The organism is Roseibium aggregatum IAM 12614, from assembly GCF_000168975.1.
GTDB lineage: Bacteria > Pseudomonadota > Alphaproteobacteria > Rhizobiales > Stappiaceae > Roseibium > Roseibium aggregatum.
Genome location: NZ_AAUW01000011.1, coordinates 71788 through 97582, shown reverse-complemented (window position 1 = coordinate 97582; position 25795 = coordinate 71788). Strand labels below are relative to the sequence as shown.

Sequence of the window (25795 nt, the reverse complement as noted above, 5' to 3'; positions counted from 1 at the left end):
TGAAACGATCAGCAATCGGGCTTCCGACCGGTTTCGGTTGGAGGCCCGCTGAAACACCAAACTGTGCCGGAGATCAGATGTGACGGATAATCCCGACTCCAGAAGCGATGCCCCTATCGGGCCTGTTGTCTCTGCTGCGCATCTTGCCTCCGGTGCGATGCCTGCCCTGTCGGAGATCGAATTCGCGGTGACCATGATGGTCAATGCCTATCACCGCTGGATGGTGCGCTGCATGGCGGCCAGCGGCTCACAAGGGCTTGGGCCTCTGGATGTGCTTGTGCTCCATTCGGTCAACCATCGTGGCCGAGCCAAGACACTCTCCGACATTTGCCTTGTGCTGAACATCGAGGATACGCACACCGTCACCTATGCGCTCAAGAAGCTTGAAAAGGCCGGTCTGATCGCGTCCGGACGCCGGGGCAAGGAAAAAACCGCCGAAATCACCAAGTCCGGCGAAACAGCCTGCCTTGAGTATCGGCGTCTGCGTGAAGCTCTGCTGGTCAAGCCCATGAAGGCGCTGGGCTTGGACGAAAACGAACTTTCCAAACTTGCTGCCACATTGCGTCTGGTTTCTGGCAATTACGATCAGGCCGCTCGCGCTGCCGCCGCCATGTGATGTTTCGTGAAAAAGGTGATGTGCGCGTTCATTTGTTGAATATTCCAAAATTTCTTGTAATATCGAATTATGGAAGATCAGGAAGCAGTCTCCGCGTTGGGCGCCTTGGCACAGGAAGACAGGCTGGCGGCGTTCCGGTTGCTGATGACGGTTGGGCCGGGTGGGTTGCCATCCGGCTTGGTTGCCGAGCGGCTGGACGTACAGCCGACCAGGATGTCGTTTCATCTGACGACGTTGGAACGGGCCGGGCTGCTGACGACGCGCCGGGAGGGCAGGCATATTCTTTATGCGGTTGATTACGACCGCATGCGGGACCTCCTGGGCTTCCTGATGGAAGACTGCTGCGGCAACGATCCAGCCGTCTGTTGTTTTCCGGCTGCCGATTTCAAAAAAACTACGGGACCTTGACAGGACGACACCTCACATGAGCATGACGATTTATCACAACCCGAACTGCGGCACGTCCCGCAATACCCTGGAAATGATCCGCAAATCCGGCGTCGAACCTCAGGTTATCGAATATCTGAAAACGCCGCCGAGCCGGGAAGAACTCGTTGACCTGATCGCGCGGACGGGTCTTCCGGTTCGCGACATTCTTCGCCAGAAGGGAACGCCGTACGATGAACTGGGCCTCGGCGAGGACAAGTGGACGGACGATCAACTGATCGATTTCATGATGGAGCATCCGATCCTCATCAACAGGCCCATCGTGGTGTCGGAAAAAGGTGTCCGCCTGTGCCGACCGTCCGAGAAGGTGTTGGACCTGTTGCCGCAGGACATCGGTTCCTTCACCAAGGAAGACGGCGAAGTGGTCTCCTCCGGAGCATCCGATGCCTGACGGAATGTCAGGTGGCGACCTGAAGAACGTGAGCGCGGCAGACTTCCGGCAAATCGACAGGAACCGGTTGCTGGAGCAGGACGGGCCGTCCCATCCGCCCCGGATATTGTTGCTCTACGGTTCACTTCGCGAGCGGTCCTATAGCCGCTTTCTCGTTCTTGAAGCGCAAAGGCTGCTGCAGGCCTACGGGGCCGAGACCCGGATCTTCGATCCATCGGGTCTGCCGCTGCCTGACGACAGCGGCGCCGATCATCCCAAGGTTGCCGAACTGAGAGAGCTTTGCGCCTGGTCCGAGGGACAGGTCTGGTGTTCGCCTGAGCGGCATGGGGCTATGACCGGTGTTCTCAAATCCCAGATAGACTGGATCCCGCTGAGTTTCGGGGCCATTCGGCCAACGCAGGGGAAGACACTGGCCCTTATGCAGGTGTCGGGCGGGTCTCAGTCTTTCAATGCGGTCAATCAGATGCGTGTTCTCGGCCGCTGGATGCGGATGGTCACCATTCCCAATCAGTCGTCTGTGCCCAAGGCTTACCAGGAATTTGACGATGACGGACGCATGAAGCCGTCTGCTCTTTACGACCGCGTGGTCGATGTCATGGAAGAGCTTGTCAAGTTCACGCTCCTCGTCAGGGGGCGGTCGGACTATCTTGTCGACCGCTATTCCGAACGCAAGGCGGACCGGGAAAAGCAGTCGGCTGCTCAGGAGGCGGCTGTCGGAGCGTTGGGTGGTGGTGCATAGGCCATCCGGGCTGAGCGGAAGTAAAGGAAAGGCATCTTCGCGCTTTGCGATAGAGGCCGGTAATGGACGTGACGACGGTGTTTCTTAAGGTACGTTCTTGTGGAACATCGACGAAGTTAGATCGGGGCTACGCGTTCATCGTTGCTGCGTGGCCTGTTCGGCCGACGTGCTTTTGGGGACAGAAGGCCGTTGATCTGGTCAAACCCCCCCTGTGCCGATAAGAGTCTGCAACGCATCGATTCATGCGGTTCGCGGCAAGCTGTTCTGCCTGCCTTTTCCCACCGGCCCAGCGGGAGCTGAAAAGTGAGTGTCTGGAGCAGCCTCGGAGCAATTGTAAATGCGATCGGAACGGGGGGCGCGCAGTTCGTCGACCGTCTGGTCCAGCTTGTGCTTGCGCGTCCGGAGGGCACCAGCAGCGTCGGCTTTACGGTCGCGATGATTGCTCTGTCAGCCAAGATGGCCAAGGCGGACGGGGTGGTAACCACTGATGAAATCCTGGCTTTCCGCGAGCTGTTCGATGTACCGCCCAACGAAGAGCGCAATGTTGCGCGCCTGTTCAATCTGGCGCAGGAAGATATCGCGGGCTTTGAGGTCTACGCCAAGAAGCTGGCCGATCTGTTCCCATACGACCGCAAGACGCTGCTCGATATTCTCGACGGGCTTTTTCACATTGCCAAGGCAGACGGCGTCGTCCACGAAAGCGAAATAGGGTACCTTTCCCGCGTCGCGGAGGTGTTCGGGTTCGATGATCGGGAATTTTCCAGGATACTTGCCAGGCACGTGCGCAGTGACGGTAACCCTTATGAGGTCCTCGGTTTGGGGCCGGAAGCAAGCGATGGCGAGCTCAAGGCACACTATCGCCGCGAGGTTCAGGAAACGCATCCGGACCGGCTGATCGCCAGGGGCGTTCCGGAGGAGTTCGTCAGGATCGCGAACGACCGTCTGGCCGCCCTGAACGAAGCCTGGGCGAAAATCTGTGCGGAAAGAGGTATATGAGCGTTGCGACTGATACCGGCGTGAAGGCCAGGGTCCATCCGTCTCCCAATCACGGGCAGAGGGCTGAAGGGACGGCGGTGGATATGGTCGTGCTTCATTATACCGGCATGCCGAGCGCCGAAGCGGCCTTGCAGCGCCTGTGCGATCCTCGATCGGAAGTTTCCGCCCACTATATCGTGAACGAAGACGGCAGCATCCTGCAATGCGTACCGGAAGCGCGCAGGGCCTGGCACGCAGGCAAAAGTTTCTGGAAGGGCGCGACCGACATCAACTCCCGCTCTATCGGCGTCGAGATCGTCAATCCCGGGCACGAACACGGCTATCAGTCGTTTCCCGAACCGCAGATCGAAGCCGTCATCGCACTCGTTGGCGATATCTGCGCCCGCCACGGTATCCAGCCCTGGATGGTGCTGGGGCATTCGGACATTGCCCCGGCGAGGAAGGAAGACCCTGGTGAGTTGTTTCCCTGGGACCGCCTCGCGGCAGCCGGGATCGGTCTTTACGTAACGCCGTTTCCTCTCCGTACGGGCCTCCTGATGCAGGAAGGAGACAGCGGCCAGCCGGTTGAAGCGCTGCAAACAATGCTCGCGCTCTATGGCTATGAACTGGACATCACCGGAACCTTCGATTTGAAGACACGTCAGGTGGTCGCTGCTTTTCAGCGTCATTTCCGCCCGGAGAAGGTTGATGGTGTCGCCGATCAGTCCACGATCGAAACGCTAAACGCCCTGCTGCGGAAGCTGCCTTCGTTGGCGAGCTGATTGGAGGGGGGGGGGGCGTGCCGCATCTTGAGTGATCGGTACGTCCAGCCAACCGACAAAACGCACAGTCGACAGATTTGGTTCCCGCTACGCTGCATTTCTGGGGCAGCCGAAACAAGAAGCGGTCACAGAATATCTTCTGATGGCCAAGCGATCGTCGAATTGCTTGCAAGTTTTTGCCATAAACTACACAAAACAACTAAAAATCGCACTAAATCGCAATCATATCCTGAAATAAATTGAAATAATTCGTGATCATTTGGCGCCCAATTTCGTCTCATAGCTCCGGCATTCCTCCGCCCTGATTTCAACGCAACGAAAACCAAAAGGGCTGGACTGAATGTTACGGTCATTCCAAAAACTCACTGGGGCGCTGTGCCTTTTCGCCTATGCAACCACTCTTGCAGCACCGGCTGCAATGGCAAGCAGTACGGGTTCCGGGTCGGAACCCATCCTTCACATCATCGATCCGAACAAGAAGAGCGAGGCTGCAGAATCCAGGCCGTCGGTTGGCTCAGGTTCCAAGCCGATCCTGCACATCATCGAAACGGTTGGTCAGGAAGCGCAGGAAAAACCTGCAAAGAAGACCCAAACTGCCAGCCTGACGCGCAACGTATCGCCGAAGCGGACAGCAACCGTCAGCAACGATAAATACGCAAAGCTTATCCGCAAGGCTGCCGCCAAACATGGCGTGCCGGTCCAGATCGCCAAGGCGGTGGTTCAGGTGGAAAGCAATTTCAATCCGCGTGCACGCGGCAGCGCTGGTGAAGTCGGGCTGATGCAAATCAAGCCGGCAACCGCGCGGGGTATCGGTTACCGCGGGTCGACCAAGGCACTCTATGACCCCGAAACCAATCTGGAATGGGGCATGAAATATCTTGCCGGCGCGCACAAGAAGGCTGGTGGCGACGTTTGCGGCACCATTCTGCGCTACAATGCCGGTCATTTCGCAAAGCGGATGAACCCGGTCAGCAAGCGCTACTGCTCCAAGGTCAAGCGGATCATGGCATCCAGCTAACCCTTGCGGGGCGGTCAGCCGTTGGCAAATCGAAAACCCCGTCGGGACATCCGGCGGGGTTTTCTTTTTTCTTTTGTCTTTCGGGCCTATTGGCTCATGCGAATTTCTTGCGGGCGGCGGGTACTGACGCCGGAACCGGTGTTTCGGCAGATACATCCGGTGCTGACAGGGGCTGACCAAGTGCGGTCACGACAGGCACCACACCTGCCCAGATATCCGTTCCAAGGTCTTCCTTGTCGTCCACCGGTCCGCCTGTGCGGACCTTTGTGCTTACGTGTTCGATTTCCAGGACGAGTACGCCTGTTGCCTTGTGCTCCTTCGACATCATTTCCCGGCATTCGTCCCACCGGCCCGGCAAAAGGTGGTCGGTGATGGCGGCCAGAGCGTCGATCTGTTCCTGTTCGCTTTCGACATGTTTCGCAGTGCCATGCACGATCGCGCAACGATAGTTCATCGAGTGATGGAAGGCGGAGCGCGCGACCACCAGGCCGTCCACCAGCGTGACCGTAAGGCTCATCGGTACACCTTCCGCGTTCGATTTGATGATACGGGTGGTGCTGGCTCCATGAATATAGATCCGGTCCCCAATACGGGCATAAGCCATGGGGATCACCATCGGCCGGTCTTCATGAATGAAGCCGCAATGGGCGACAAGACCTTTGTCCAGAATGTCGTAGGCAACGGTCTTGTCATAGCCGCCACGGTTCATCTGGCGGATCCTGGCATAACCGGGCAGGTCCTTGGCCTGGCGTTTTTCCAGAGTGGACATGGTCTCGTCTCCAATTGACTGTCTGTCTTGTAGTGTGCTGTTTCTCCGATAAATTGGCTCCAAAGAAGGTCCGGTTTTTGGAAAATGACAGAACCAGTTTTTCCTGAAGGCATCTTGTCTCTCAAGCGGTCGGGAGAGATCCCGCTGGCGGAGCAGATTTATCGCGGGTTTCGGGAGGCGGTGCGCACAGGCCTGCTGCAGTCCGGAACCAAGCTGCCGTCTACGCGGCGGCTGGCGGTGTTGCTCGACGTCGGGCGAAACACCGTCAACACGGCGTATGACCTGTTGCAAGCGGAAGGTGTGATCACCGTGCGCACCGGTGCCGCGCCCCGCGTTACCGAAGGGCTCTTGCCTGAGGGCATTAACGCACGGCCCATGGCTGATGCAGGCGGGCCTAGATTGTCCCGGCGCGGGCAGACGTTGAGTGCCAATCTGCGCGGTGAGGGGTGGGCTTATCGACAAGGCGGCTTGCAGCCTGGCGCGCCGGCGCTCGACCTCTTTCCATACGAAGAATGGGCCAGATGCTTGCGTAGGGCTGCGCGGCTCGAACGCAGTGCGGATCTCCACTATCAGAATTTCGCTGGCCTTCAGGCCCTCAAGCAGCAGATCGCCCGTCACCTTGCGGCAGAACGCGGGGTCCGGGCTGAACCGGAACGAATTCTCATCACCAGTTCGACGCAGGCCAGCCTGACGATGCTTACGCAGGTGCTCACCGATCCGGGGGATGAAGTCTGGCTTGAGGAGCCTGGGTATCTCGGAGCCCGCACTGCCTTTTCCGGTGCGGCGTTGACGATCCGGCCTCTGCCGACTGACGGCGACGGCGCGGATGCTTCGAAGATGGGTCGTCTCGACACTCCGCCGAAGCTGATCTACGTCACCCCCTCGCATCATTATCCGCTGGGCGCGCGCATGCCGTTGTCGCGGCGCCTTGCGCTTCTTGATGTGGCACGAACCTGCGGTGCGGTCATCCTGGAAGACGACTACGACAGTGAGTTCCTGTTCGAGGGACGGCCGGTCGCCGCATTGCATGGATTGGCGGACGAAGGACAGGTCGTCTATCTGGGCACCTTCGCCAAGAGCCTGCTGCCGGGGCTCCGGATTGCCTATTGTGTCGTGCCGGACATTCTTGTCGCTCCGCTCACCCAGACAATGCGCAACATCGGCTGCTCCGCCAACGTGCAGGCGCAGGCAGCACTCGCCCGTTTCATGGACAGCGGCGCCTATCAGAAACACCTGAAACAGATTCGCCCGGTCTATCTGGAACGAGGGACACTGCTTGCGGAAACGCTGAAGCACCGGCTGGGAAACCAGGTTGAAGTTGCGCCGCTTACCGGCAATGTGCAGTTGACCGTGATGTTCCGTGAACCGGTCAACGATATTGCCGTTGCACTGGCCATGCAGGACCGGGGTTTTGCTGTTTCACCTCTCAGCAACTGTTATCTGTCGGAGGCTGGCCGGCCGGGGTTGATTGTCGGTTTTGCAGGAGCGAACCCGCGGCAGATCGAGGAGGGTGTCGACGCTCTTGCCGGTCTGCTGGGTGCGGATGTGGCCTGCTGACCAGGCATGCTCAAAGCCGCATCGCGGGAACGTCGCCGTGCACGATCAGGGACGCTTCTGTTGCCGTCAGGATGTCGTCGACACTGACGCCGGGCCCGGTTTCTCGCAGCACCAGGCCGTCCTCCGTCGGTTCGATCACGGCCATTTCCGTCACGATCAGGCTGACCCGCCTGCGGGCCGTCAGGGGCAGCGTGCATTCCTTCAGGATTTTGGGGCGTCCCTTGGCCGTGTGGACCATGGCGACGATCACCTGCTTGGCGCCGGCCACGAGATCCATTGCACCGCCCATGCCTGGAACCATCTTGCCGGGGATCATCCAGTTGGCGAGGTACCCACGCTCGTCCACCTGCAGGCCACCCAGAACCGTCATATCCAGGTGTCCGCCACGGATCAGGCCAAAACTCATGGCGCTGTCGATGGATGCGGCTCCAGGAACGGCGGTGACGAAGGCTCCGCCAGCGTCGGTCAGGTCCGGGTCCTCCATGCCTTCCGGTGGGCGGGCGCCCAGGCCGATCACGCCGTTTTCGGCCTGAAAGAAGACGTGCACTTCCTTAGGAAGGTGGTTGGCAACCAGCGACGGCAGGCCGATGCCGAGGTTGACGAGCGTATCGGGTCTGATTTCCTGTGCCACGCGCCGGGCGATGATTTCCTTGTCGTCCATCAGGCTGCCCTTTCCAGAAGATGATCGACCAGTATGCCCGGGGTTTTCACACTATCAGGTGAAATCATGCCCACCGGCACGATGCTGTGAGGTTCAGCAATGACGGTTTTGCCCGCAAGCGCCATGATCGGATTGAAATTGTGAGCAGTGAGGGAATACTCCAGATTGCCGACATAATCCGCCCGGTAGGCAGCCAGCAGGGCGAAATCACCATGGATCGGCGTTTCAAGAAGGTATTCTTTTCCATCAACCGTGATCTTCTGCTTGCCGTCCTCGACAAGCGTGCCGATGCCCGTTGGTGTCAGGATACCGCCTAGCCCGACGCCGGCGGCCCGGATGCGTTCCACAAGGGTTCCCTGAGGTACCAGCTCGACGTCAATTTCGCCGGAAATCATTTTCTGCTGGGTTTCCGGGTTCAAGCCGATGTGCGAGGCGATGATCTTCGAAACGCATCCCGCGCTGACAAGCTTGCCGATGCCGCGGCCGGGCATCGCTGTGTCGTTGGCGACAATTGTCAGGTTTCTGGCGCCCTTGGCGACGATGGCGTCGATCAACCTGTGAGGTGAACCGACCCCCATGAAACCTCCCACCAGAAGGGTGGCGCCGTCCGGAATGAGATCCGCGGCGTCTTGAGTCTTGAGCGCGTGTTTCACGAAAAACGTCCCCCGGATTGAGATCCTGAGGGGACGTTAGCCGCTGGCGTTGCACAAGCAAAATGAAGTTTGTGCGATGCAGTGTTTTTACGGAGCCCGAGCCCTGTAGGAGCGTCGGCTCATGGCCTCTTATGCGGCGCGAACCTTGCCCAGGAAATCCTGCATGGCGTGGCGCAGAGTGTTGGACTGTTCGTGCAACTCTCCCACAGCCTCGTCCATGGCGGAACTCAGGTTTGCAGTTTCGCTGGCGGCGCTGCTGACTTCGGAAATGGATCTCGAAACACTCTCGGTGCCCTGGGCTGCCTCGGAAACGCTGCTGGCGATTTCGGTCGTCGCCAGGTTTTGCTCTTCCGCTGCACCCGACATGGCGTGTGTGTTTTCCGAAATCTTCTGAACGAGGCCGGCAACAGACTCCGTCGCTTCTGTCGAAGCATCCGCAGCCTGGCGCATTTCGGTGATCTGCCGGTCGATTTCCTCGGTTGCCTTTGAGGTCTGTTCGGCAAGCGCCTTGACCTCGGATGCAACCACGGCGAAACCCTTGCCGGCCTCACCGGCACGGGCTGCCTCGATGGTCGCATTGAGAGCGAGCAGGTTGGTCTGTTCGGCAATATCGGTGATCAGTTTCGTGACATCGCCGATGCGCGAAACCACCTGCTGCACCGTTTGCACGGCTTCGTTGGAGCGTCCGACTTCGCTTTCTGCTTCCTGAGCGATCTGCGAGGAAGAACGGACCTGATCCGTGATTGCGCGGATGGAGGCGGAGAGTTCCTCCGTGGCGCTGGCAACGGTGTTCACGTTGGTGGTTGCCTGCTCTGCGGCTGCCGAAACAGCCAAAGCCTGTTCGGTGGTGGTGTTGGCAATTGTCGACAGTGATCCGGCAGAACTGGTCAGGGCGTCGAGCCTTGTAATCATGCCGTCGCAGATGGCGAGAACCGTTGCTTCGAAGTCGCTGGCAACTTTCTCCATTTCCTCGCGCTTCATCTTCTCGGCATTGATTCGTTCCTCTTCGGCCTGTTCCTCCAGTTCCCGCGTGCGGATCAGGTTTTCCCGGAAGACGCCGAGGGCCCGGCCAAGCAGACCGATTTCGTCACGCCGGTCGCCGACGTCTGCCGTCAGCGAGGTGTCACCGGCCGACAGCTTGTCGGTGACGGCAGCGAGCCGCGAAAGCGGTGCGGAAATCGCGATGTGATTGAGGAAGCCAAGGATCATCGCAAGCACGGTCAGGACCAGGGTGCTGGCAATCGAGACGATCTGGACCATCTGCATAGCCTGGTTCTGTGCGACAACGGATTTCTCCCGTTCCAGCCCGACATCTTGAGCAAGCTGACGGCTTTGCTGTTGCACTGCCCGCAAGAGGTCTGAGCTTTCCGGTGTCAGGTCAATGGCGCGGGCCATGTCGACCGTTTCAGGCGTACGCATCAGTTCGATCTGGCGGGCGGCAATCTGGCTGTACCAGGTCTCCCAGCTCGCTTTCAGCTCGGCCAGGTGATCTTGAAATTCCGGCATCGTGGCGTCAACACGAGTGCCCACGTCGGAAAAAACGGTCTGAATTTCGGTATTCAGGTCCTGCGACCGGGTAAGGAGATCCCGGTTGCCGGTGAGCAGAAAGGATTTGACCGACAAAGCCTGGGCGGCAATTTTTTCGGTGAGTTCGGCCGTTTCCGCATTGAGATCCGAAAGATTGTTGGCCGTCTTGACTTCATTCAGTGCGGAATGGGTCTTGTAGGCACTTACGCCACCAGCCACCGCACCGATCAGTGCGAGCGTCAGGAAGCCTGCAGCGATCTTTTTGCTGACGGAGAGGTTTTTGAACATGGTTTTTCCCGCTTAAGATCCTGTGCCCTGACGGCGCATCAGTTCGGTCAGATTGAATTCCACCGTTGCTGCCCCGATGGCTTTTTTCGTTTCGGGGTCGGTGATCGTCACATTGAGCTGGGCGCGCCAGATCTTGCTGTCGTCGTCCCATTCCGCTGCGTCGATGAACACTGCCTCGGGGCCGTTCGGAAAGGTTTTCTGGAACTTGTCTTCGTCGCCTTGCCAGTAATCGCTCGTAATTCCGCTTTGGCCGACATTCAGACCGTTGGCATCCATGACGAAGATTTCAGGATAGAGGCCGAGCGATCCTGCCTGCACGCGCAGAAGATAGATCGACAAGGGGGCAGACAAGGTCGCTGAGATCAACGGTTTGTCCGCAGCCTCACGTTCCTGGCGCCACTGTGTGTCCAGCGCGTCAATTTCGGCCTGGGAAAGCGCACCGCGCAAATTGTTCTGCGCGTTGATGGATAGCGCAACGATCGGGTTCGAGAGCCATTCGGCAACGGTTTCCACCACCTCCGGCTGGATCAGCGCTTTTGCGTCCGGCGGTGTCTCGGCAGCATGAACTGAAGTTGCCAGCATAAGGGCTGGCAAGAAAGTGCACAGTCGACGCATCTTTGTCTCCTTGTTTATTCCCGTTACCCTCCGTCACGCCGGTTTCTTATTGCTTAATATTTGCGCAACGGCGGCGAAAAGTTTTTATTTTTCGCGGTTCATGCGAGATGTATGTAAAAAGTCACACTGTTAGATTTAGCAGTTGTATTGAATGTTCTTTCCCGTTTAACGAAACCTCCAACGAGATCGGCGAAATCTTCGTCGAGAAAACGGTCTCTTCGGTTTGCCTGCCGGTAGTTTTGCAGGACGCGACTTGCGCCAGGATTGCGTAGGGGTGGAGGCGAAGCGAGAGTAGTCTCACGAGGGCCTTAAGGGCCGGAAAAGGACAATCGTCTTGACCGCTTGCGACGGGGGCACTGGTCGGTAAAGCCCGTCGCTGGATGGTTTTCCGGTAATTCGCACGTCAGCGCATCGTCTGTCGCTTGACCTTATCCTCAAAGCCTCCTAAGTCCCATGCGTCAGTCGGCCGGACAGCCGCTGCCGCAAGTGCCGAAAGGCCGCGGGGGAGGAAAGTCCGGGCTCCATGGAAACACGGTGCCGGGTAACGCCCGGCGAGGGCGACCTTAGGGAAAGTGCCACAGAAAGCAAACCGCCCCGGCCAGATCGAGAGATTTTCCCGGGGTAAGGGTGAAAGGGTGGGGTAAGAGCCCACCGCGCAACTGGCAACAGCGGCGGCATGGTAAACCCCACCGGGAGCAAAACCGAATAGGGACAGCGCGGACCGGAGCAATCCGGTCCAGGCCGGTTTCCAGGCCAGTTGTCCGGGTTGGTTGCGATAGGCGTCTGGCAACAGGCGTCACAGATGAATGGCTGTCACGTCCGCGTCAGGTCTCGTATCTGGCCGGGCCATACAGAACCCGGCTTACAGGCCGGCTGGCTCTTATCTTTCCAGTTCAGCCCGCTGCATATTGCGGCGTGCTGCCGAGAAACGTCCCGTAAGCATCCGCGTTCGGATAGGAGAACTGCTCCGCCAGCGGGTTTGTACGTTTTCGCCTGGTCGCCCCCATATCCGCCAGCAACTCGTCGAAATGCCGGAAGTGGAAGGGGGCAGAACAAAGACCGCCATAGACCTGGGCTGCCGGGCGTTCCTTGCGCCGCCAATGAAGCATCTGGTCGATATTGGCGCGCATTTCTGCGTCGGTCGGTTGGTGTGCCAACTGGCCGTCGGCATAGCGTACCAGCCAGTTGGCGATCATTTCCGCCGACAGAACGGTACAGAAGCTGGAGTTGAAGCCGACAAAGCCCATGTCGGGCAAGTCCGGGTTCACAGATAGACGGTAGACCCGGTATTGCCCGTCCGGCTCTATCAGTCTGTCCCGGTATTCCTTCGCCAGATAGGGAATGCCGAGCTTCCAGCCAACGGCCAGCACAGCCAGATCGCAGGGGATCGCCTCACCGGTCGACAGAACGACTTTGCCTGTCTCATAGTGGTCGAAAGTTCCGCGGACCGGCCGAATGCTGCCCGCTTCAAATCCTTCAAACAGTCCGGGTGTCACGATCGGCAGCGAACAGGATGCATCCTTTTCGATCGGGATATCCGGCACCATGTCCCACTTCTTCAGTTTGAGCTGGAGCTTCAGAAGGGTTTCAAGGCCCCGGAAATTCGCCCAGATCAGTGGTTTGAAGGCGGCGGAAACCGCCTTTGCAACGCCGGATCTGCCCCAGCCGTTGAACTGCTGTTCCTGCGCGCGCATGTAGAGCAGTCGTTTGAAGTTGATGCCGCCCACAAAATAGGGCACGCGCCAGACCGGTTCGCGGTAAACCAGCGTGACCGATTTTGCGCCGTTCCTGGAGGCGTTGACGACAAGATCCGTGGCGGATTTCGAGCCGCCCAGGACGACCACATGCTTGCCCTGCGCAAGACTGCTGTCGGTATAGTCCGAACTGTGCAGCACCTGGCCGCCGGCGGCTTCAAAGGCTTCCTGTCCGGGATGGGAAATGATGTTCTTGTCGGAGAACTGGCCGGTGCAGACGGCGACAAAATCGAAGTCTTCGCTCCAGGTTCTGCCGGCGGCCTCAAGGGTCAATGTCCAGCCTGGCTTGTCGTCGGTGCGCCGGTCCATCGACAGGACATTGGTGTTCAGCCGGAACAGCCGGCCCAGCTTGTGCTTCCTGGCATAGGCATGAAGATAGGCGTGGACCTGCGGGCCTTTCGGCCATTCGGGATAGTCTTCAGGCATCGGCAGGTCGGTGAAGCGGTACAGATCCTTCGGCGACTGTGTCTGCACGTCCGGATAGGATCTGGACAGTTCCCAAACTCCGCCGAAATCGTGGCTTCGTTCGAAGCCCAGCACCCGATGCCCGCGCTCGTCGAAGGCTTTCGCGGCCGCAAGCCCGCTCACGCCGCCGCCGATAACGGCGACAGTCTTGCGTTTCGTCATTCTCGATGTCCTCTCGCATCAGGGGCGGCCAGCGCTCCCGCGAACGCTGGCAGACCACCTGGTCACTTCAATAGATGTGCTTGCCGTGTGCGTTCAGGCCTGATCGGGAGGTGGCAGGAAATCGACCTCGTGCAGGGCGGAAATCCGTACCAGTTCAGCCGGATCCTTGACGCCATCGAGCGCTCCGAACAGATCGAAGAGTTTGCGTGACGGGGCGACGCCGAAGACGCAGGTCGCCGTCTTTCCGGACCGGTTGAAGATGCCGTGGGCCTCTCCCATGGGCATGCGGACCGTGTCGCCAGCCTTGGCCTTGTGGGTCTGGCCTCCCATCTCGACTTCCAGTTCCCCGTCCAGCATGACAATCCATTCGTCCTGGGTCGGATGGATATGGGGCGGGACAAAGGTTTCCGCCGGAACGACGGCATGCCAGATAAAGGCGTTGCCGCTCAGGAGTTTCGGCGTGTAGGTCTGTCCGACCACGTTCCAGCTAAGATTGTCCAGTCCCGCATTGGCGGCGGTAATGCCTGCGCCATCTTTCATGATTGTTCCCCTCATCGCTCATTTGGTGCGCTTTGGTCTTTCGACGGGAAAAGGCTACGCCCGGCAGGGTGGATTTCTTTATCCAGAAAGCGAAATTACTTGGCTGGATGCAGTAAAATGACGCATTGCGCAGAAGCTGACACTTGAACGGGTTCGGCAGCGGGGGCATGCTGGCGGGATGTTGTCTCAGGCAGAAAGCAAAACACCGCTGGATCGCTTCAGATGCTTCGAAACCTCGGATGTTGACGAAGCTCGGGAGATCGTTGCCCGGCACTTCTGCAACCACCGTCTGGGTCGGTTTTCAGCCTCCGACCGGTTTGATGCCTGCCAGAACCGTGTCTGCGGACAGCACCTTTCCCTCAATTACTTACGCTACGGCGCCGACGTGGCGATCGAGCCCGGAGAACTTTCGGACTTCTACCTCATCCAGGTTCCGATCAGCGGGGCGGCGGAAGTGCGCAACGGCTGCCGGTCAATGCTCTCTACACCAGCGGCGGCTTCCATTCTCAATCCCGACCGGCATACGGCCATGCGCTGGCATGCGGGCTGCGAGCAGATCCTTCTTCAGATAGAGACGGGCTTTCTGCAGGAAGTCGCCACGAGAATGGCTGGCGTTACGGTCGGGCAGGTTCGCTTCGAGCCCGAGTTCAACCTTCTGTCGCGGGACGGGGCAGCGTGGGCGCGCCGCCTGCGCGGCGTTCTGGGGGCTGTGGAAGAGGGGCGTGTCTTTCACGGAACCGGTAGCCCGGAGCAACGCCACCTGGAAGAGGCGCTTGTCGGCACGCTTCTGGAGTTTCAGCCGAATACCGTCTCGCCGCTGCTTGAGCGGCAGGAGACGGGCAAGTCACCAGCAATCCTCAAACGGGCGGTCAAGCTGATCGGCGAGCGGTTTGCTGATGACATCAGTCTCCTGGATATCAGCACCCACGCACAAACCTCGCCCAGAAACCTTCAATTGCAGTTCCGGCAGGAATTCGGGTGCAGCCCGCTGCAATATCTCCAGAATGTGCGTTTGAGCTACGCACGGCACCTGTTGCTCTCGGAGGGGCGAAGCCTGCCTGTGGCGGAGGTCGCCTATCGCTCGGGCCACCGGCATCTGGGACGGTTCTCGGTCGCCTACCGGGAACGGTTCGGTGAAACGCCGGGTGCCACGGGACGCGCGCACAGGTTCGGTTGAGGCGCTCTGCGCGACAGCGTTTTCATTCTCCACAAGTCTTTCGTAATGGGCAGAAATTGCCGGGTTTCCGGGCTTTGCCGCGGAAAACCTCCGTATTCCTGCGAATCCGATTCTTCGATTGTGTCAAGGCTTCATTAAGCATGTTTGGCTTAAGGTCATTCGACGGGGTCGTGTGCGATCAAATCGAGCCGGAATCCATGAGATTCCATTGACCGCCCATCAAATCCCATGGTATCCCATAATAACCCAGAACGGGGAGCGCGGGCCCATGTCAGTAGGGTCCTGGACATCGCTTTAACGGCTCGGAAAGCGTCGTTTTGCAAATTGCATGTCCGGGCAGGTTGCCGGCCTTCCTCTTAATTCACGGGTGAATTCGGGATTTGAACGGGTGGGGACCCGTTTCGAGGGGATGAATGGCCGGCTTTGTTTCTCACTTTACCAACCGGCTGGATGCCAAGGGTCGCGTGTCGATCCCGGCGCCCTTCCGCTCGGTATTGGTGAGAGATGGTTTTGAAGGTCTTTATTGCATTGCTTCTCCACACTGCGCGGCTGTTGACGCTGGCGGAAACGATCTGCTCGCTGAAATCAACAAGCGCTCGGAAGCCTTTGCAAAGCTCTCCCCCGATCATGATGCGCTGGCTATTGCCCTGTTCGGCGCCAGTGAAAACCTGCGGATCGACGGGGATGGCCGTATGACCATTTCCGACACGATCCGCGACCACACCGGAATTACCGATCAGGTCACCTTTGTCGGCATGAACTACAAGTTCCAGATCTGGGAGCCTGAAAAGTTTCGCGAGTTCCGCGCAGAGGCCCAACGGCGTGCGCTCGCGATGCTGTCGGAGCAACGCTCCGCATCCTCTCAGGGAGAGCCGGTATGATGGCGCTTGGCGACAGAGACGTTGCTCCTGACGCTGGCGGACCCGAGCGCCATGTGCCGGTTCTCCTGAAAGAGGTTCTGGAGTGGCTTGCGCCGCAGCCCGGCGATGTGATTGTCGATGGCACCTTTGGTGCCGGCGGCTACTCGCGCGCCATTCTGGAGCTTGGTGCCCGTGTGGTCGGTATCGACCGGGATCCGGATGCGATTGCCGGCGGTCAGGAGCTTGTAAAGGCTTCCGAAGGCCGGCTGATGCTCGTGCCGGGTCAATTCGCCGACCTGGAAACGCATGCGCGCTCCTGCGGGTTCGAGGGGGTCGACGGTGTGGTTCTGGACCTCGGCGTCTCCTCCATGCAGCTCGACGAGGCCGAGCGCGGATTTTCCTTCCTGCGCGACGGGCCGTTGGACATGCGCATGGAGCAGGCCGGGCCGTCGGCGGCCGATGTTGTCAATGAGCTGCCGGTGAAGGATCTGATCCGCGTCATCGGCCTTCTGGGCGAGGAAAAGCGGGCGACGACTGTTGCCCATGCCATCGACAAGGCCCGCAAGGAGAAGCCTTTCACGCGGACACTGGAGCTGGCGAACCTGATCGAAAAGGTGCTCGGCCGGTCGCCCAAGAAAGCACAGATCCATCCGGCGACGCGGACCTTCCAGGCGCTGCGGATCTACGTGAACGGCGAGCTGCATCAGGCTGCCGAAGCGCTGGGGGCGGCTGAGCGGATCCTGAAGCCGGGCGGACGCCTGGTGCTGGTGAGTTTCCATTCTCTGGAAGACCGCATCGTCAAGCGGTTCTTTCAGGACCGGACCCGGACCCGTGGTGGCGGGTCACGGCATATGCCGGAAGAGGACGTCCCTCCGGCGACTTTCGAATTGTTGACGCGCAAGGCGGTGGAAGCTGCCAGCGCGGAAACGGACATCAATCCGCGGGCAAGGTCCGCGAAGCTTCGAGCCGGGCGGCGGACCGAAGCTGAGGCGCGAGAGCTGGACATCCATCAGGCGGGTGTTCCACGTCTTGCAGCCTTTCATGGTCTAGGGGGCTGAAAATGGTTCGAACGCTGAACATCGTGTTCATACTGGCGGTCGTGATCGGCGCGGCGACCGTGTACGACATGAAGCTCGCGGCAACGAAGTCTGCGGAGAAGGTTGCCGAACTCAAACGGCAGATCGACGAAGAGCGCGACTCCATTCGCCATCTGAAAGCGGAATGGAGCCTGCTGAACAAGCCGGATCGTCTGCAGTCCCTGGTCGAGCGCTACAACGACTATCTTCTTCTGGAACCGCTCGATGTGAAGCAGATCGTGACAACGGAAGATCTTCCGGCGCGTCCCGTCATGCTGGAGCCAATCGGTGGCAGTCAGATGGGCGGCTATGCCGGCTCTTCTGCTGTGATCCAGTGAGGGGGCGGTCATGACGATGGTTAGCGAACCGGCGAGCTTCCTTCAGGTGCGGCGGACCCATCCGCGGGCGGCGAGGGACTCTGTTTCCGCCAGCGCGGTCAAATCCCGTGTCTATGTGGCGATGCTTGCCTTTGCCTGCGTCTATGTTGCGATCGCGGGCCGGCTGGTGATGCTGGCGCAAATGGAAGAAGCGCCGTCTCATGCCTGGATTTCGGCGCAGGATTCCGTTGCAGCTTCCCGTCCGGATCTTGTCGACAGAAACGGCGAAATCCTGGCAACGGACATCAAGACCGCCTCGCTTTACGCCGAGCCGCGCCGCATCATGGATGTGGATGAAGCGGTTGAAGGGCTGATCCGTATCCTGCCCGATCTGAACGAAGGCCTCGTGCGCCGGCGTCTGGAAAGTGGTGCCGGCTTTGTGTGGCTGAAGCGGGAAATGACGCCGCAGCAGGCGGAAAGGGTGCATAATCTCGGCTTGCCGGGGATCGGCTTCCTGTCGGAGAACCAGCGGTTCTACCCGGGCGGGCCGACCGCAGGGCATATTGTCGGGTCCGTCAACGTCGACAATCAGGGCCTCGCCGGGATCGAAAAATACATCGACGACTCCTGGCTGCGGGACCTTCAGTCTCTGGGGTTCACGTCGGACCGTACGATGGAGCCGGTCAAACTGTCCGTCGACCTGCGTGTTCAGCACGTCGTGCGCGACGAACTCGTGAAGGCGATGGAGCGCTACAAGGCCATTGCCGCCGCCGGTATCGTGCTGGATGCAAAGACCGGCGAAGTGGTCGCCATGTCGTCCTTGCCCGACTATGACCCGAACGACCGTTCCCAGGCGCTGGAAAAAGATCGCCTCAACCGGGCGACCGGTGGTGTCTTCGAAATGGGGTCGGTGTTCAAGACCTTCACCACCGCAATGGCGCTGGATTCGGGCGCCGTGTCCATCAATGACAGCTTCGATGCAACCCGTCCGATCAGGGCCGGCGGCCGGACGATTTCGGATTTCCACGGGAAACACCGCATCCTGTCGGTGCCGGAAATCTTCATCTATTCGTCCAACATCGGCACTGCGAAAATGATGCTGGCAACCGGCATCGCCCGGCAGCAGGATTTCCTGAAGCGCCTGCATCTGACCGACCGTCTGCAGACGGAACTGCCGGAAAATGCTGCGCCTCTGCTGCCGCCGAAATGGAATGAGCTTGCGGCTATGACCATCTCGTTCGGTCACGGTATTTCGGTGACGCCGATGCAGACCGCCGTTGCCGCGGCTGCGCTGGTCAATGGCGGCACACTGTTGCCGCCAACCTTCCTGCCGCGCAGCCCGGAAGACGTGCAGAAGCTTGGAAAGCAAGTCGTTTCTCCGGAAACAAGCCGGATAATGCGGTATCTCTTCAGACTGAACGTGCTCTCCGGTTCCGGCCGCCGGGCCGATGTGCCGGGGTATACGGTCGGGGGCAAAACGGGCACCGCAGAGAAGATCGAGAACGGCCGCTATGTCAGCAATAAGCGCCGCAACTCGTTCCTGTCGGCCTTCCCGATGGACGACCCGCGCTATGTGGTTCTGGTCGTGATCGACGAACCGAAACCGGAACGCGAAGGCATCGGCGCCACCGCAGGTCTCAATGCTGCGCCGATGGTCGGGGCCATCGTTCGCCGTGCTGCTCCAATGCTTGGCGTCATGCCGCGGTTCAGCAAAGGAGATGAACCAATCGAGATTTCCTATTAAGGAGACGAGTCGAGCTTGGAAAACCGGCGGGGTCGCATCCGAAATCCGGTTTTCTGAACAAGCTCTTTGAAGACGACGCACAAACCGGATGATCGGGTGAAATGGATCTTGAGTATTTAGCTGCCGGGCTGACCTTGCCCGAAGCGGCAGGGGCTCGCAAAATTACGGGGCTGACGGCTGATAGCCGCAAAGTTCAGCCGGGCTTTTTGTTCGCCGCCTTCAAAGGGGTTTCCGTCGACGGGACAAAATTCGCCCCGGACGCAGCAGCGGCCGGGGCAATTGCCATTCTGTGCGCTGAAGATGCTGCGGCGGAGGTGCGTGCACTGGTGCCGGAGACGGTTGCCGTTGTCAGCGCTGTTGAACCCCGGCAGGTCTTTGCAAAAATGGCGGCCCGCTTCTACGGCGCGCAGCCTGACACCATCGTTGCGGTCACAGGCACCGCAGGCAAGACATCCGTTGCCCATTTCGCCCGTCAGATCTTCCAGGCCGCGGGTCATCCGGCTGCAAGTCTCGGTACCCTGGGCCTGATCAAGCCGGACGGGGAAAGCTACGGCGGGCTGACGACGCCGGACCCGGTGGCCTTGCACAAACAACTGGCCGAACTGGAAGACGAAGGCGTCAATCATGCCGCACTGGAAGCCTCGTCTCACGGTCTCGATCAATACCGTCTGGACGGGGTGCGTCTGACGGCGGCTGCCTTCACCAATCTCGGCCGCGATCACATGGATTATCATCCGACGATCGAGCACTACCTCAATGCCAAGCTCCGGCTGTTTGCCGAGTTGCTGCCAGCGGGCGGGACCGTTGTCCTCGATCCGGGTGAGAAATATGCGGATCGTGTCATGGCTGTGGCACAGGAACGCGGCCTGCCGGTCTTCACCGTTGGCGAAACCGGCCGGAACCTGACCCTGACCGGGTTGAGGCCGGTGGGGGCCGGACAGGAGCTGACGATCCAGAGCGTCCGCGGTGAATACAAGGTGACGCTGCCCCTGATCGGCCGGTTCCAGGTTTCCAACGCTCTCATCGCGGCTGGTCTCGCAATTTCCGCTGGCATCGACACGGGAACGGCCTTGCGGGCCCTTGAAAACCTGAAGGGTGCACCGGGCCGTCTGGAGCTTGCCGGACGGACTCCCGCAGGCGGACTGATTTTCGTCGACTATGCTCATAAGCCGGACGCGCTCGACAACGCCCTCGTGGCCTTGAAGCCGTTTGCACGCGGCAAGCTGTCCGTGGTCATCGGCGCCGGCGGCGACAGGGACCCTGGCAAACGCGAGCTGATGGGCGAGGTAGCCGCCCGGCGGGCCGATCTGGTCATCGTCACCGACGACAACCCGCGCTCTGAAGATCCGGCCGCCATCCGCAAGGCGGTCATGAGTGGGGCTCCGGGTGCCATCGAGATCGGTGACCGGTACGAAGCGATCGCGGAGGGAGTTCGCCGCCTAAAGGATGGCGATATCCTGTGTGTGGCCGGAAAAGGTCACGAAACGGGCCAGATTGTTGGCGACACAGTGATTCCCTTTTCCGATCACGAAGCCGTTAAGCGCGCTATCAGTCTTGAAGGAAACACATGAGCGACCCGCTTTGGACCCTCGATGCCTTTGTTGAAGCTGCCGGTGGCCGCCTTCAGGGTGACGCTGGCGCTGAAATCACCGGAATTTCCATCGATAGCCGGACCCTGGAGCCGGGCGATGCCTTTGTCGCGATCACCGGCGACCGTCTGGACGGGCACGATTATGTGGTCTCTGCCATGGAAGCCGGTGCATCGGTGGCCCTTGTTGGCGAAGATCGTCTGCCGGACTTGCCGGCAGACGGCCGCTATGTGGTCGTGGACGATCCGCTGGAAGCCCTGCGCAAAATTGGTGTTGCCGCGCGGGATCGCAGCAATGCCCGTATCGTTGCGGTGACCGGTTCGGTCGGCAAGACCGGCACGAAGGAAGCGCTGCGCCTGACGCTCGCCGAGTCCGGCAAGGTGCATGCGTCGGTTGCCTCCTTCAACAATCACTGGGGCGTGCCGCTGACATTGGCACGCATGCCCGCCGACGCGGATTTCGGTGTCTTCGAGATCGGTATGAACCACGCTGGCGAAATCTCGCCACTGGTGAAGATGGTGCGCCCGCACGTGGTGATCATCACAACCGTTCAGCCTGTGCATCTTCAATTCTTCGACAGCGTCGAACAGATCGCCAAGGCCAAGGCGGAAATTTTCGACGGTTTGGAACCGGGCGGTATTGCCATCCTGAACAAGGACAATCTGCAATTCGACCTTTTGAAATTCCTGGCGGCCGCTGCCGGCGTTTCCAAAATCCACACGTTCGGCGAAGACCTCTCGGCAGACAGCCATCTTCAGAAGGCCGTCTCCTATCCCGCCGGGTCGAGTGTCGACGCCTGCATTCTGGGGCAGGAAATCACCTACAAGATCGGCGCCTCGGGCAAGCATCACGTCAAGAACAGCCTGGCGGTTCTGACCGCGGTCGTGGATCTGGGGGCCGATCTTGCGAAGGCCGGTCTTGCACTCGATGCTATGCGCGCGCCCAAGGGACGAGGCGAAGTGACCCGGCTGCCGATGCAGAAGGGCGAATTCAATCTCATCGACGAGAGCTACAACGCCAATCCCGCGTCCATGAAGGCTGCGCTTGCGGTTCTGGGCGAAGCGCCGGTGACGCGGCCGGGCCGCCGCATCGCCGTGATCGGGGACATGCGTGAACTGGGAAGCGACGCCGACCGTTTGCACGCCGAGCTGCTGCAGCCGATTACGGATGCCAACATCGACGCTGTCTACTGCGCCGGCCCGCACATGCATGCGCTTTGGAAGCTGTTGCCGCATGATCTGCGCGGACATTACTGCGAAGAGGCAAAAGACCTGGAAGACGTGCTTTTGAGCGACGTCCGCTCTGGCGATGTTGTTATGATCAAGGGATCTCTTGGAACCCGGATGGGCCCGCTTGTCGAGGCCTTGAAAAAAGAATATCCGCCTGCGGACGATACCGCAGCAGCGTAAGGGGCATTGGATGTTTTATTTCTTGGGGCTATTCGCTGATCAGATTTCAGCGCTGAACGTGTTCCGTTACATCACCTTCCGGACCGGCGGCGCGATCATGACAGCGCTGTTTTTCGTGTTCCTGTTCGGCCCGAAAATCATTTCTAGTCTCAGGATCCGTCAAGGGCATGGTCAGCCCATCCGTGCCGACGGCCCCGAAAGCCATCTCCTGTCCAAGAAAGGCACGCCCACGATGGGGGGGCTGATGATCCTGTCAGGCGCGCTGGTCGCGGCGCTCCTGTGGTCGGATCTGTCCAACCCCTATGTCTGGGTGGTCATCGGCGTGACCCTTGGTTTCGGCAGTATCGGCTTTTACGACGATTATCTGAAGGTCACCAAATCCTCTCACAAGGGGTTCGGCGGCAAGGCCCGTCTGGGGCTGGAATTTCTGATTGCGGGAAGCGCGGCCTTTGCAGTGACACTTCTGGATTCTTCCGAATATTCAGAAGCGATCACCTTTCCCTTCATCAAGGATCTGACGCTCAATCTCGGGCTCTTCTTCATTCCCTTCGCGGCCTTCGTGATGGTTGGCGCAGGCAATGCGGTCAACCTGACCGATGGTCTCGACGGCCTTGCCATCGTTCCGGTGATGATTGCCTGTGCGTCTTTCGGCCTGGTCGCCTATCTTTCCGGTAACGCCGTTTTCGCCAGCTACCTGCAGATCCATCATGTTGCCGGTACCGGTGAACTTGCGGTCATCTGTGGCGCCGTGATCGGGGCCGGTCTCGGCTTCCTGTGGTTCAACGCTCCTCCGGCTGCGATCTTCATGGGTGATACCGGTTCGCTGGCGCTCGGCGGCATGATTGGCGCCATCGCCGTTGCCACCAAACACGAGATCGTTCTTGCCATCATCGGCGGTCTGTTCGTGCTCGAAGCCGTGTCCGTTATCGTGCAGGTGTTCTCTTACAAGCTGACCGGCAAGCGGGTATTCCGCATGGCGCCGATCCATCACCATTTCGAGCTTCAGGGATGGACGGAAAGCCAGGTGGTGATCCGTTTCTGGATAATTTCCGTCGTGCTCGCCCTCATCGGCCTCGCAACCTTGAAGCTGAGGTGAGCGCATGATTTCCGTCACCACGTTCGAAGGCAGAAAAGTTGCCCTTTTCGGGCTCGGCGGGTCCGGGCTTGCAACGGCGCGCGCGCTGAAGGCGGGCGGTGCGGATGTGGTCTGTTTCGACGATAACGAAGCCCGGGTCACACAGGCTGCCGGCGAGGGACTTTCAACGCAGAACCTTCGGGATCTCGACTGGTCGAACGTTGCTGCGCTGGTTCTTGCCCCCGGCGTACCGTTGACTCATCCGGTGCCGCATTGGTCGGTGGATCTGGCGCGCGATGCGGGTGTCGAGATTGTCGGCGATGTCGAACTCTTCTGCCGTGAACGACGCAAGCAATGCCCGGCGGCACCGCTGATCGCGATTACGGGCACCAACGGCAAGTCGACGACCACGGCGCTGATTGCGCATTTGCTGAAGGCCCTGGGCCGCGACGTGCAGCTTGGCGGCAATATCGGCACGCCGGTTCTGGAGCTGGATCCCCCGCAGCCTGGCCGCCACTATGTGGTCGAGTGCTCGTCCTACCAGATCGACCTGGCACCTACCCTGGATGCCACGGTCGGCATTCACATGAACCTGTCTCCGGATCATCTCGACCGGCATGGGTCCATGGAAAACTATGCCGCCATCAAGGAACGGCTGGTGGCCGGTGCCAAGGTGGCCGTGGTGGGCGTCGATGATCGCCTGTCCTCTGCAATTGCCGACCGCATGGAACTTGCGCGCAAACCGGTGTGCCGGATCGCGGGAGAAAAAGAACTCACCAACGGCATATATGCCCGGCACGGACGCCTGATCGAAGCGCATGACGGCAGCCAGGTCGAAGTAGCGCTGCTCGGCGGGATCGACAGTCTCCGGGGTGACCACAACGGTCAGAATGCGGCGGCTGCGTTCGCGGCGCTGCGGGCGCTGGAAATTCCGGCGGCCCAGATCGCTGAGGCCCTGAAGACATTTCCTGGACTTCATCACCGGATGGAAGTGGTGGAGAAGAAAGGCCGGATTCTTTACATAAACGATTCCAAGGCCACCAACGCGGACGCGGCGGCAAGGGCATTGGCAAGTTTCGAGCGGATCTACTGGATCGCCGGTGGCCGGGCCAAGGCAGGTGGCATCTCTTCGCTGGACGAATATTTCCCGAAGATCGCCAAGACCTTTCTGATCGGTGAGGCCGCCCAGGACTTTGCCAAGACGCTGGATGGGCGCGTTCCCTTCAAGATCAGCGGAACGCTGAACCAGGCTGTGCAGGATGCCGCTGCCGAGGCTGCGGAAGATGGCGCAGAGGAAATCGCCATACTTTTGTCGCCAGCATGTGCGAGTTTTGATCAATTCCCGAATTTTGAACTGCGGGGCGCTGCTTTTGTAGATGCGGTGCGTGCCTTGCCAAATTCCGGCAACACCCAGGAGGTCGCCTGATATGGTTTCGCGCGCCGATCGCAGCCGCTTTGCGGAATGGCTCTGGACAGTGGATCACTACCTGCTTGCCGCCTTCAGCCTGCTGATGGTTGGCGGTGTGGTGCTGTCGTTTGCTGCCAGCCCTCCGGTTGCCGAGCGCATCGGCGTTGAAACCTTCTATTTCGTCAAGCGTCAGGCCATGTTCCTGATCCCGGCCTTCACGATCATGCTGGCCTGCTCGCTGATGACGCCGCGCATGGTGCGGCGCGCGGCGCTGATCCTCTTCATCGTTTCCCTGACGATGATGGTCGCCACCCTGTTCCTGGGGTTCGAGGCCAAGGGCGCCCGGCGCTGGATCTATATTGCCGGGCTTTCGATTCAGCCGTCCGAATTCCTGAAGCCTGCCTTCGTCATTCTGATTGCCTTCCTGTTGTCGGAAAGCGGCCGCCGGCGCGAGGTGCCGGGGGTGCTGTTCGCCTTCGTCCTGTTCGCGGTTTGCGCGGCGCTCCTGATTGCCCAGCCGGACTTCGGCCAGACCTTGCTGCTTGGCCTTGTCTGGGCAGGACTGTTCTTTCTGAACGGGATTTCCTGGCTCATCATCATGGCGCTCGGCGTCATCGGGATTGTCGGCCTTTTCGCCGCCTATGCCTTCCTGCCGCACGTGACCAACCGTGTCGACCGGTTCCTGGACCCAAGCTCCGGTGACACCTTCCAGGTGGATACGGCCAAGGATTCTTTCCTCGCCGGTGGATGGCTCGGCCGTGGACCGGGCGAGGGGACAGTGAAGCGGATCCTGCCCGACAGCCATACCGACTTCATCTTCGCGGTGGTGGGCGAGGAATTCGGTGTGATCGCCTGCCTGCTGCTTGTTTCCGTCTTTGCCTTCATCGTCCTGCGGGGCCTGCGCCATGCCAGCCGGGACCAGGATGCTTTCAGTCGTCTCGCAACGGCGGGCCTCACGGTGCTGTTCGGCTTGCAGGCCACGATCAATCTGGCCGTGAACCTCCACCTTATTCCGTCAAAGGGGATGACCCTGCCTTTCGTGTCCTACGGCGGCTCGTCGCTCCTGTCGTCCGCCATGACCGCCGGTGCCATTCTGGCGCTCACGCGCAGACGGCCGCAGCCGTCGCGCGGTGAAGTCGTCACCGTGAGCCGGCTTTCACCCTCATCCTTGATGTAAGGCC

25 protein-coding genes and 1 other RNA gene are annotated in these 25795 nt (G+C 59.9%); 19 read left to right on the top strand and 7 right to left on the bottom strand.

Annotated elements, in window-relative coordinates; genetic code table 11:
• Positions 1-157 precede the first annotated feature (157 nt).
• From SIAM614_RS15925 to SIAM614_RS15895, 7 genes are all read left to right on the top strand, one after another.
• Positions 158-616, top strand: a complete 459-nt coding sequence (locus SIAM614_RS15925; protein WP_006935998.1) for a winged helix DNA-binding protein — start codon at positions 158-160, stop codon at positions 614-616.
• Positions 617-685: 69 nt separating this feature from the next.
• The gene (locus SIAM614_RS15920; protein ID WP_006935997.1) at positions 686-1024 is read left to right on the top strand and encodes an ArsR/SmtB family transcription factor; all 339 of its coding nucleotides are present in this window, start codon (positions 686-688) and stop codon (positions 1022-1024) included.
• A gap of 16 nt (positions 1025-1040) precedes the next feature.
• Positions 1041-1454: an arsenate reductase (glutaredoxin) gene (arsC, locus tag SIAM614_RS15915; protein WP_006935995.1), complete on the top strand. Its 414-nt coding sequence runs from the start codon at positions 1041-1043 to the stop codon at positions 1452-1454.
• Positions 1447-2193, top strand: a complete 747-nt coding sequence (arsH, locus tag SIAM614_RS15910; protein WP_006935993.1) for an arsenical resistance protein ArsH — start codon at positions 1447-1449, stop codon at positions 2191-2193. Before arsC ends, arsH begins: the two co-directional genes overlap by 8 nt.
• Positions 2194-2496: 303 nt before the next feature.
• Entirely contained in the window at positions 2497-3189 is a 693-nt protein-coding gene (locus SIAM614_RS15905; protein ID WP_006935991.1) for a J domain-containing protein, read from the top strand.
• Positions 3186-3950, top strand: a complete 765-nt coding sequence (locus tag SIAM614_RS15900) for an N-acetylmuramoyl-L-alanine amidase (protein WP_006935990.1) — start codon at positions 3186-3188, stop codon at positions 3948-3950. Before SIAM614_RS15905 ends, SIAM614_RS15900 begins: the two co-directional genes overlap by 4 nt.
• Positions 3951-4368: 418 nt before the next feature.
• The gene (locus tag SIAM614_RS15895; protein ID WP_006935989.1) at positions 4369-4968 is read left to right on the top strand and encodes a lytic transglycosylase domain-containing protein; all 600 of its coding nucleotides are present in this window, start codon (positions 4369-4371) and stop codon (positions 4966-4968) included.
• A gap of 94 nt (positions 4969-5062) precedes the next feature.
• On the opposite strand, the gene SIAM614_RS15890 is transcribed toward SIAM614_RS15895, so the two are convergent.
• Positions 5063-5737 (bottom strand): pyridoxamine 5'-phosphate oxidase family protein, encoded by a 675-nt coding sequence (locus SIAM614_RS15890; RefSeq protein ID WP_006935987.1) that lies wholly within the window; start codon positions 5735-5737, stop codon positions 5063-5065.
• 84 nt (positions 5738-5821) lie between these two features.
• On the opposite strand from SIAM614_RS15890, the gene pdxR reads away from it, so the two are divergent.
• Positions 5822-7294 carry a MocR-like pyridoxine biosynthesis transcription factor PdxR gene (gene pdxR / locus SIAM614_RS15885; RefSeq protein WP_006935985.1) on the top strand — a complete coding sequence of 491 codons (1473 nt, stop codon included), beginning with the start codon at positions 5822-5824 and terminating at the stop codon, positions 7292-7294.
• Between the two features lie 10 nt (positions 7295-7304).
• On the opposite strand, the gene SIAM614_RS15880 is transcribed toward pdxR, so the two are convergent.
• The 4 genes from SIAM614_RS15880 to SIAM614_RS15865 all read right to left on the bottom strand — a co-directional run bounded on the left by SIAM614_RS15880 (position 7305) and on the right by SIAM614_RS15865 (position 11038).
• On the bottom strand, positions 7305-7955 hold the full coding sequence (locus SIAM614_RS15880) for a 3-oxoacid CoA-transferase subunit B (RefSeq protein WP_006935983.1): 651 nt from the start codon (positions 7953-7955) through the stop codon (positions 7305-7307).
• Positions 7955-8608 (bottom strand): CoA transferase subunit A, encoded by a 654-nt coding sequence (locus tag SIAM614_RS15875; RefSeq protein WP_006935981.1) that lies wholly within the window; start codon positions 8606-8608, stop codon positions 7955-7957. The genes SIAM614_RS15880 and SIAM614_RS15875 overlap by 1 nt, the downstream gene beginning before the upstream one ends.
• A gap of 129 nt (positions 8609-8737) precedes the next feature.
• The gene (locus SIAM614_RS15870; RefSeq protein ID WP_006935979.1) at positions 8738-10423 is read right to left on the bottom strand and encodes a methyl-accepting chemotaxis protein; all 1686 of its coding nucleotides are present in this window, start codon (positions 10421-10423) and stop codon (positions 8738-8740) included.
• Between the two features lie 12 nt (positions 10424-10435).
• Positions 10436-11038: a hypothetical protein gene (locus SIAM614_RS15865; protein WP_040440414.1), complete on the bottom strand. Its 603-nt coding sequence runs from the start codon at positions 11036-11038 to the stop codon at positions 10436-10438.
• Between the two features lie 458 nt (positions 11039-11496).
• Here SIAM614_RS15865 and rnpB point away from each other — a divergent pair.
• Positions 11497-11919, top strand: an RNA gene (rnpB, locus tag SIAM614_RS30645) — RNase P RNA component class A.
• A 12-nt stretch (positions 11920-11931) separates the two neighbouring features.
• Here the strand turns inward: rnpB and SIAM614_RS15860 are convergent.
• Together SIAM614_RS15860 and SIAM614_RS15855 are read right to left on the bottom strand one after the other, a co-directional pair.
• Complete coding sequence (locus SIAM614_RS15860; RefSeq protein WP_006935975.1) at positions 11932-13419, bottom strand: flavin-containing monooxygenase; 1488 nt, start codon at positions 13417-13419, stop codon at positions 11932-11934.
• Positions 13420-13512: 93 nt separating this feature from the next.
• The gene (locus tag SIAM614_RS15855) at positions 13513-13959 is read right to left on the bottom strand and encodes a cupin domain-containing protein (protein WP_040440412.1); all 447 of its coding nucleotides are present in this window, start codon (positions 13957-13959) and stop codon (positions 13513-13515) included.
• A 178-nt stretch (positions 13960-14137) separates the two neighbouring features.
• Here SIAM614_RS15855 and SIAM614_RS15850 point away from each other — a divergent pair, with 178 nt between their 5' ends.
• The 10 genes from SIAM614_RS15850 (at position 14138) to ftsW (ending at position 25791) form a co-directional block, all read left to right on the top strand.
• Positions 14138-15136: an AraC-like ligand-binding domain-containing protein gene (locus SIAM614_RS15850; protein ID WP_006935971.1), complete on the top strand. Its 999-nt coding sequence runs from the start codon at positions 14138-14140 to the stop codon at positions 15134-15136.
• Between the two features lie 413 nt (positions 15137-15549).
• Positions 15550-16017 (top strand): division/cell wall cluster transcriptional repressor MraZ, encoded by a 468-nt coding sequence (locus tag SIAM614_RS15845; protein ID WP_006935969.1) that lies wholly within the window; start codon positions 15550-15552, stop codon positions 16015-16017.
• The gene (gene rsmH / locus SIAM614_RS15840) at positions 16014-17054 is read left to right on the top strand and encodes a 16S rRNA (cytosine(1402)-N(4))-methyltransferase RsmH (RefSeq protein WP_006935967.1); all 1041 of its coding nucleotides are present in this window, start codon (positions 16014-16016) and stop codon (positions 17052-17054) included. The genes SIAM614_RS15845 and rsmH overlap by 4 nt, the downstream gene beginning before the upstream one ends.
• Positions 17055-17056: 2 nt before the next feature.
• A complete protein-coding gene (gene ftsL, locus SIAM614_RS15835) occupies positions 17057-17410 on the top strand; it encodes a cell division protein FtsL (RefSeq protein WP_006935966.1) in 354 nt (117 codons plus the stop codon).
• Positions 17411-17420: 10 nt separating this feature from the next.
• Positions 17421-19133, top strand: a complete 1713-nt coding sequence (locus tag SIAM614_RS15830; protein ID WP_006935965.1) for a peptidoglycan D,D-transpeptidase FtsI family protein — start codon at positions 17421-17423, stop codon at positions 19131-19133.
• 101 nt (positions 19134-19234) lie between these two features.
• Positions 19235-20704, top strand: coding sequence for a UDP-N-acetylmuramoyl-L-alanyl-D-glutamate--2,6-diaminopimelate ligase (locus SIAM614_RS15825; RefSeq protein WP_006935963.1), 1470 nt, complete (start codon positions 19235-19237; stop codon positions 20702-20704).
• Complete coding sequence (locus SIAM614_RS15820) at positions 20701-22131, top strand: UDP-N-acetylmuramoylalanyl-D-glutamyl-2,6-diaminopimelate--D-alanyl-D-alanine ligase (protein ID WP_006935960.1); 1431 nt, start codon at positions 20701-20703, stop codon at positions 22129-22131. Before SIAM614_RS15825 ends, SIAM614_RS15820 begins: the two co-directional genes overlap by 4 nt.
• 10 nt (positions 22132-22141) lie before the next feature.
• Positions 22142-23227, top strand: a complete 1086-nt coding sequence (mraY, locus tag SIAM614_RS15815; RefSeq protein ID WP_006935958.1) for a phospho-N-acetylmuramoyl-pentapeptide-transferase — start codon at positions 22142-22144, stop codon at positions 23225-23227.
• 4 nt (positions 23228-23231) lie between these two features.
• Positions 23232-24632 (top strand): UDP-N-acetylmuramoyl-L-alanine--D-glutamate ligase, encoded by a 1401-nt coding sequence (murD, locus tag SIAM614_RS15810; RefSeq protein ID WP_006935957.1) that lies wholly within the window; start codon positions 23232-23234, stop codon positions 24630-24632.
• Position 24633: 1 nt separating this feature from the next.
• On the top strand, positions 24634-25791 hold the full coding sequence (gene ftsW, locus SIAM614_RS15805) for a putative lipid II flippase FtsW (RefSeq protein ID WP_006935955.1): 1158 nt from the start codon (positions 24634-24636) through the stop codon (positions 25789-25791).
• Positions 25792-25795 lie beyond the last annotated feature (4 nt).

What these genes read in the sequence shown, in the direction of transcription:
- SIAM614_RS15900 (WP_006935990.1), top strand. Translation starts at nt 3,186, where the DNA reads ATGAGCGTTGCGACTGATACCGGCGTGAAGGCCAGGGTCCATCCGTCT.
- SIAM614_RS15860 (WP_006935975.1), bottom strand. Translation starts at nt 13,419, where the DNA reads ATGACGAAACGCAAGACTGTCGCCGTTATCGGCGGCGGCGTGAGCGGG.
- SIAM614_RS15920 (WP_006935997.1), top strand. Translation starts at nt 686, where the DNA reads ATGGAAGATCAGGAAGCAGTCTCCGCGTTGGGCGCCTTGGCACAGGAA.
- SIAM614_RS15880 (WP_006935983.1), bottom strand. Translation starts at nt 7,955, where the DNA reads ATGGACGACAAGGAAATCATCGCCCGGCGCGTGGCACAGGAAATCAGA.
- ftsL (WP_006935966.1), top strand. Translation starts at nt 17,057, where the DNA reads ATGGTTCGAACGCTGAACATCGTGTTCATACTGGCGGTCGTGATCGGC.
- SIAM614_RS15850 (WP_006935971.1), top strand. Translation starts at nt 14,138, where the DNA reads ATGTTGTCTCAGGCAGAAAGCAAAACACCGCTGGATCGCTTCAGATGC.
- SIAM614_RS15895 (WP_006935989.1), top strand. Translation starts at nt 4,369, where the DNA reads ATGGCAAGCAGTACGGGTTCCGGGTCGGAACCCATCCTTCACATCATC.
- SIAM614_RS15855 (WP_040440412.1), bottom strand. Translation starts at nt 13,959, where the DNA reads ATGAAAGATGGCGCAGGCATTACCGCCGCCAATGCGGGACTGGACAAT.
- SIAM614_RS15825 (WP_006935963.1), top strand. Translation starts at nt 19,235, where the DNA reads ATGGATCTTGAGTATTTAGCTGCCGGGCTGACCTTGCCCGAAGCGGCA.
- SIAM614_RS15820 (WP_006935960.1), top strand. Translation starts at nt 20,701, where the DNA reads ATGAGCGACCCGCTTTGGACCCTCGATGCCTTTGTTGAAGCTGCCGGT.
- arsH (WP_006935993.1), top strand. Translation starts at nt 1,447, where the DNA reads ATGCCTGACGGAATGTCAGGTGGCGACCTGAAGAACGTGAGCGCGGCA.
- murD (WP_006935957.1), top strand. Translation starts at nt 23,232, where the DNA reads ATGATTTCCGTCACCACGTTCGAAGGCAGAAAAGTTGCCCTTTTCGGG.
- ftsW (WP_006935955.1), top strand. Translation starts at nt 24,634, where the DNA reads ATGGTTTCGCGCGCCGATCGCAGCCGCTTTGCGGAATGGCTCTGGACA.
- arsC (WP_006935995.1), top strand. Translation starts at nt 1,041, where the DNA reads ATGAGCATGACGATTTATCACAACCCGAACTGCGGCACGTCCCGCAAT.
- pdxR (WP_006935985.1), top strand. Translation starts at nt 5,822, where the DNA reads ATGACAGAACCAGTTTTTCCTGAAGGCATCTTGTCTCTCAAGCGGTCG.
- SIAM614_RS15890 (WP_006935987.1), bottom strand. Translation starts at nt 5,737, where the DNA reads ATGTCCACTCTGGAAAAACGCCAGGCCAAGGACCTGCCCGGTTATGCC.
- rsmH (WP_006935967.1), top strand. Translation starts at nt 16,014, where the DNA reads ATGATGGCGCTTGGCGACAGAGACGTTGCTCCTGACGCTGGCGGACCC.
- SIAM614_RS15865 (WP_040440414.1), bottom strand. Translation starts at nt 11,038, where the DNA reads ATGCGTCGACTGTGCACTTTCTTGCCAGCCCTTATGCTGGCAACTTCA.
- mraY (WP_006935958.1), top strand. Translation starts at nt 22,142, where the DNA reads ATGTTTTATTTCTTGGGGCTATTCGCTGATCAGATTTCAGCGCTGAAC.
- SIAM614_RS15925 (WP_006935998.1), top strand. Translation starts at nt 158, where the DNA reads ATGCCTGCCCTGTCGGAGATCGAATTCGCGGTGACCATGATGGTCAAT.
- SIAM614_RS15870 (WP_006935979.1), bottom strand. Translation starts at nt 10,423, where the DNA reads ATGTTCAAAAACCTCTCCGTCAGCAAAAAGATCGCTGCAGGCTTCCTG.
- SIAM614_RS15830 (WP_006935965.1), top strand. Translation starts at nt 17,421, where the DNA reads ATGACGATGGTTAGCGAACCGGCGAGCTTCCTTCAGGTGCGGCGGACC.
- SIAM614_RS15845 (WP_006935969.1), top strand. Translation starts at nt 15,550, where the DNA reads ATGGCCGGCTTTGTTTCTCACTTTACCAACCGGCTGGATGCCAAGGGT.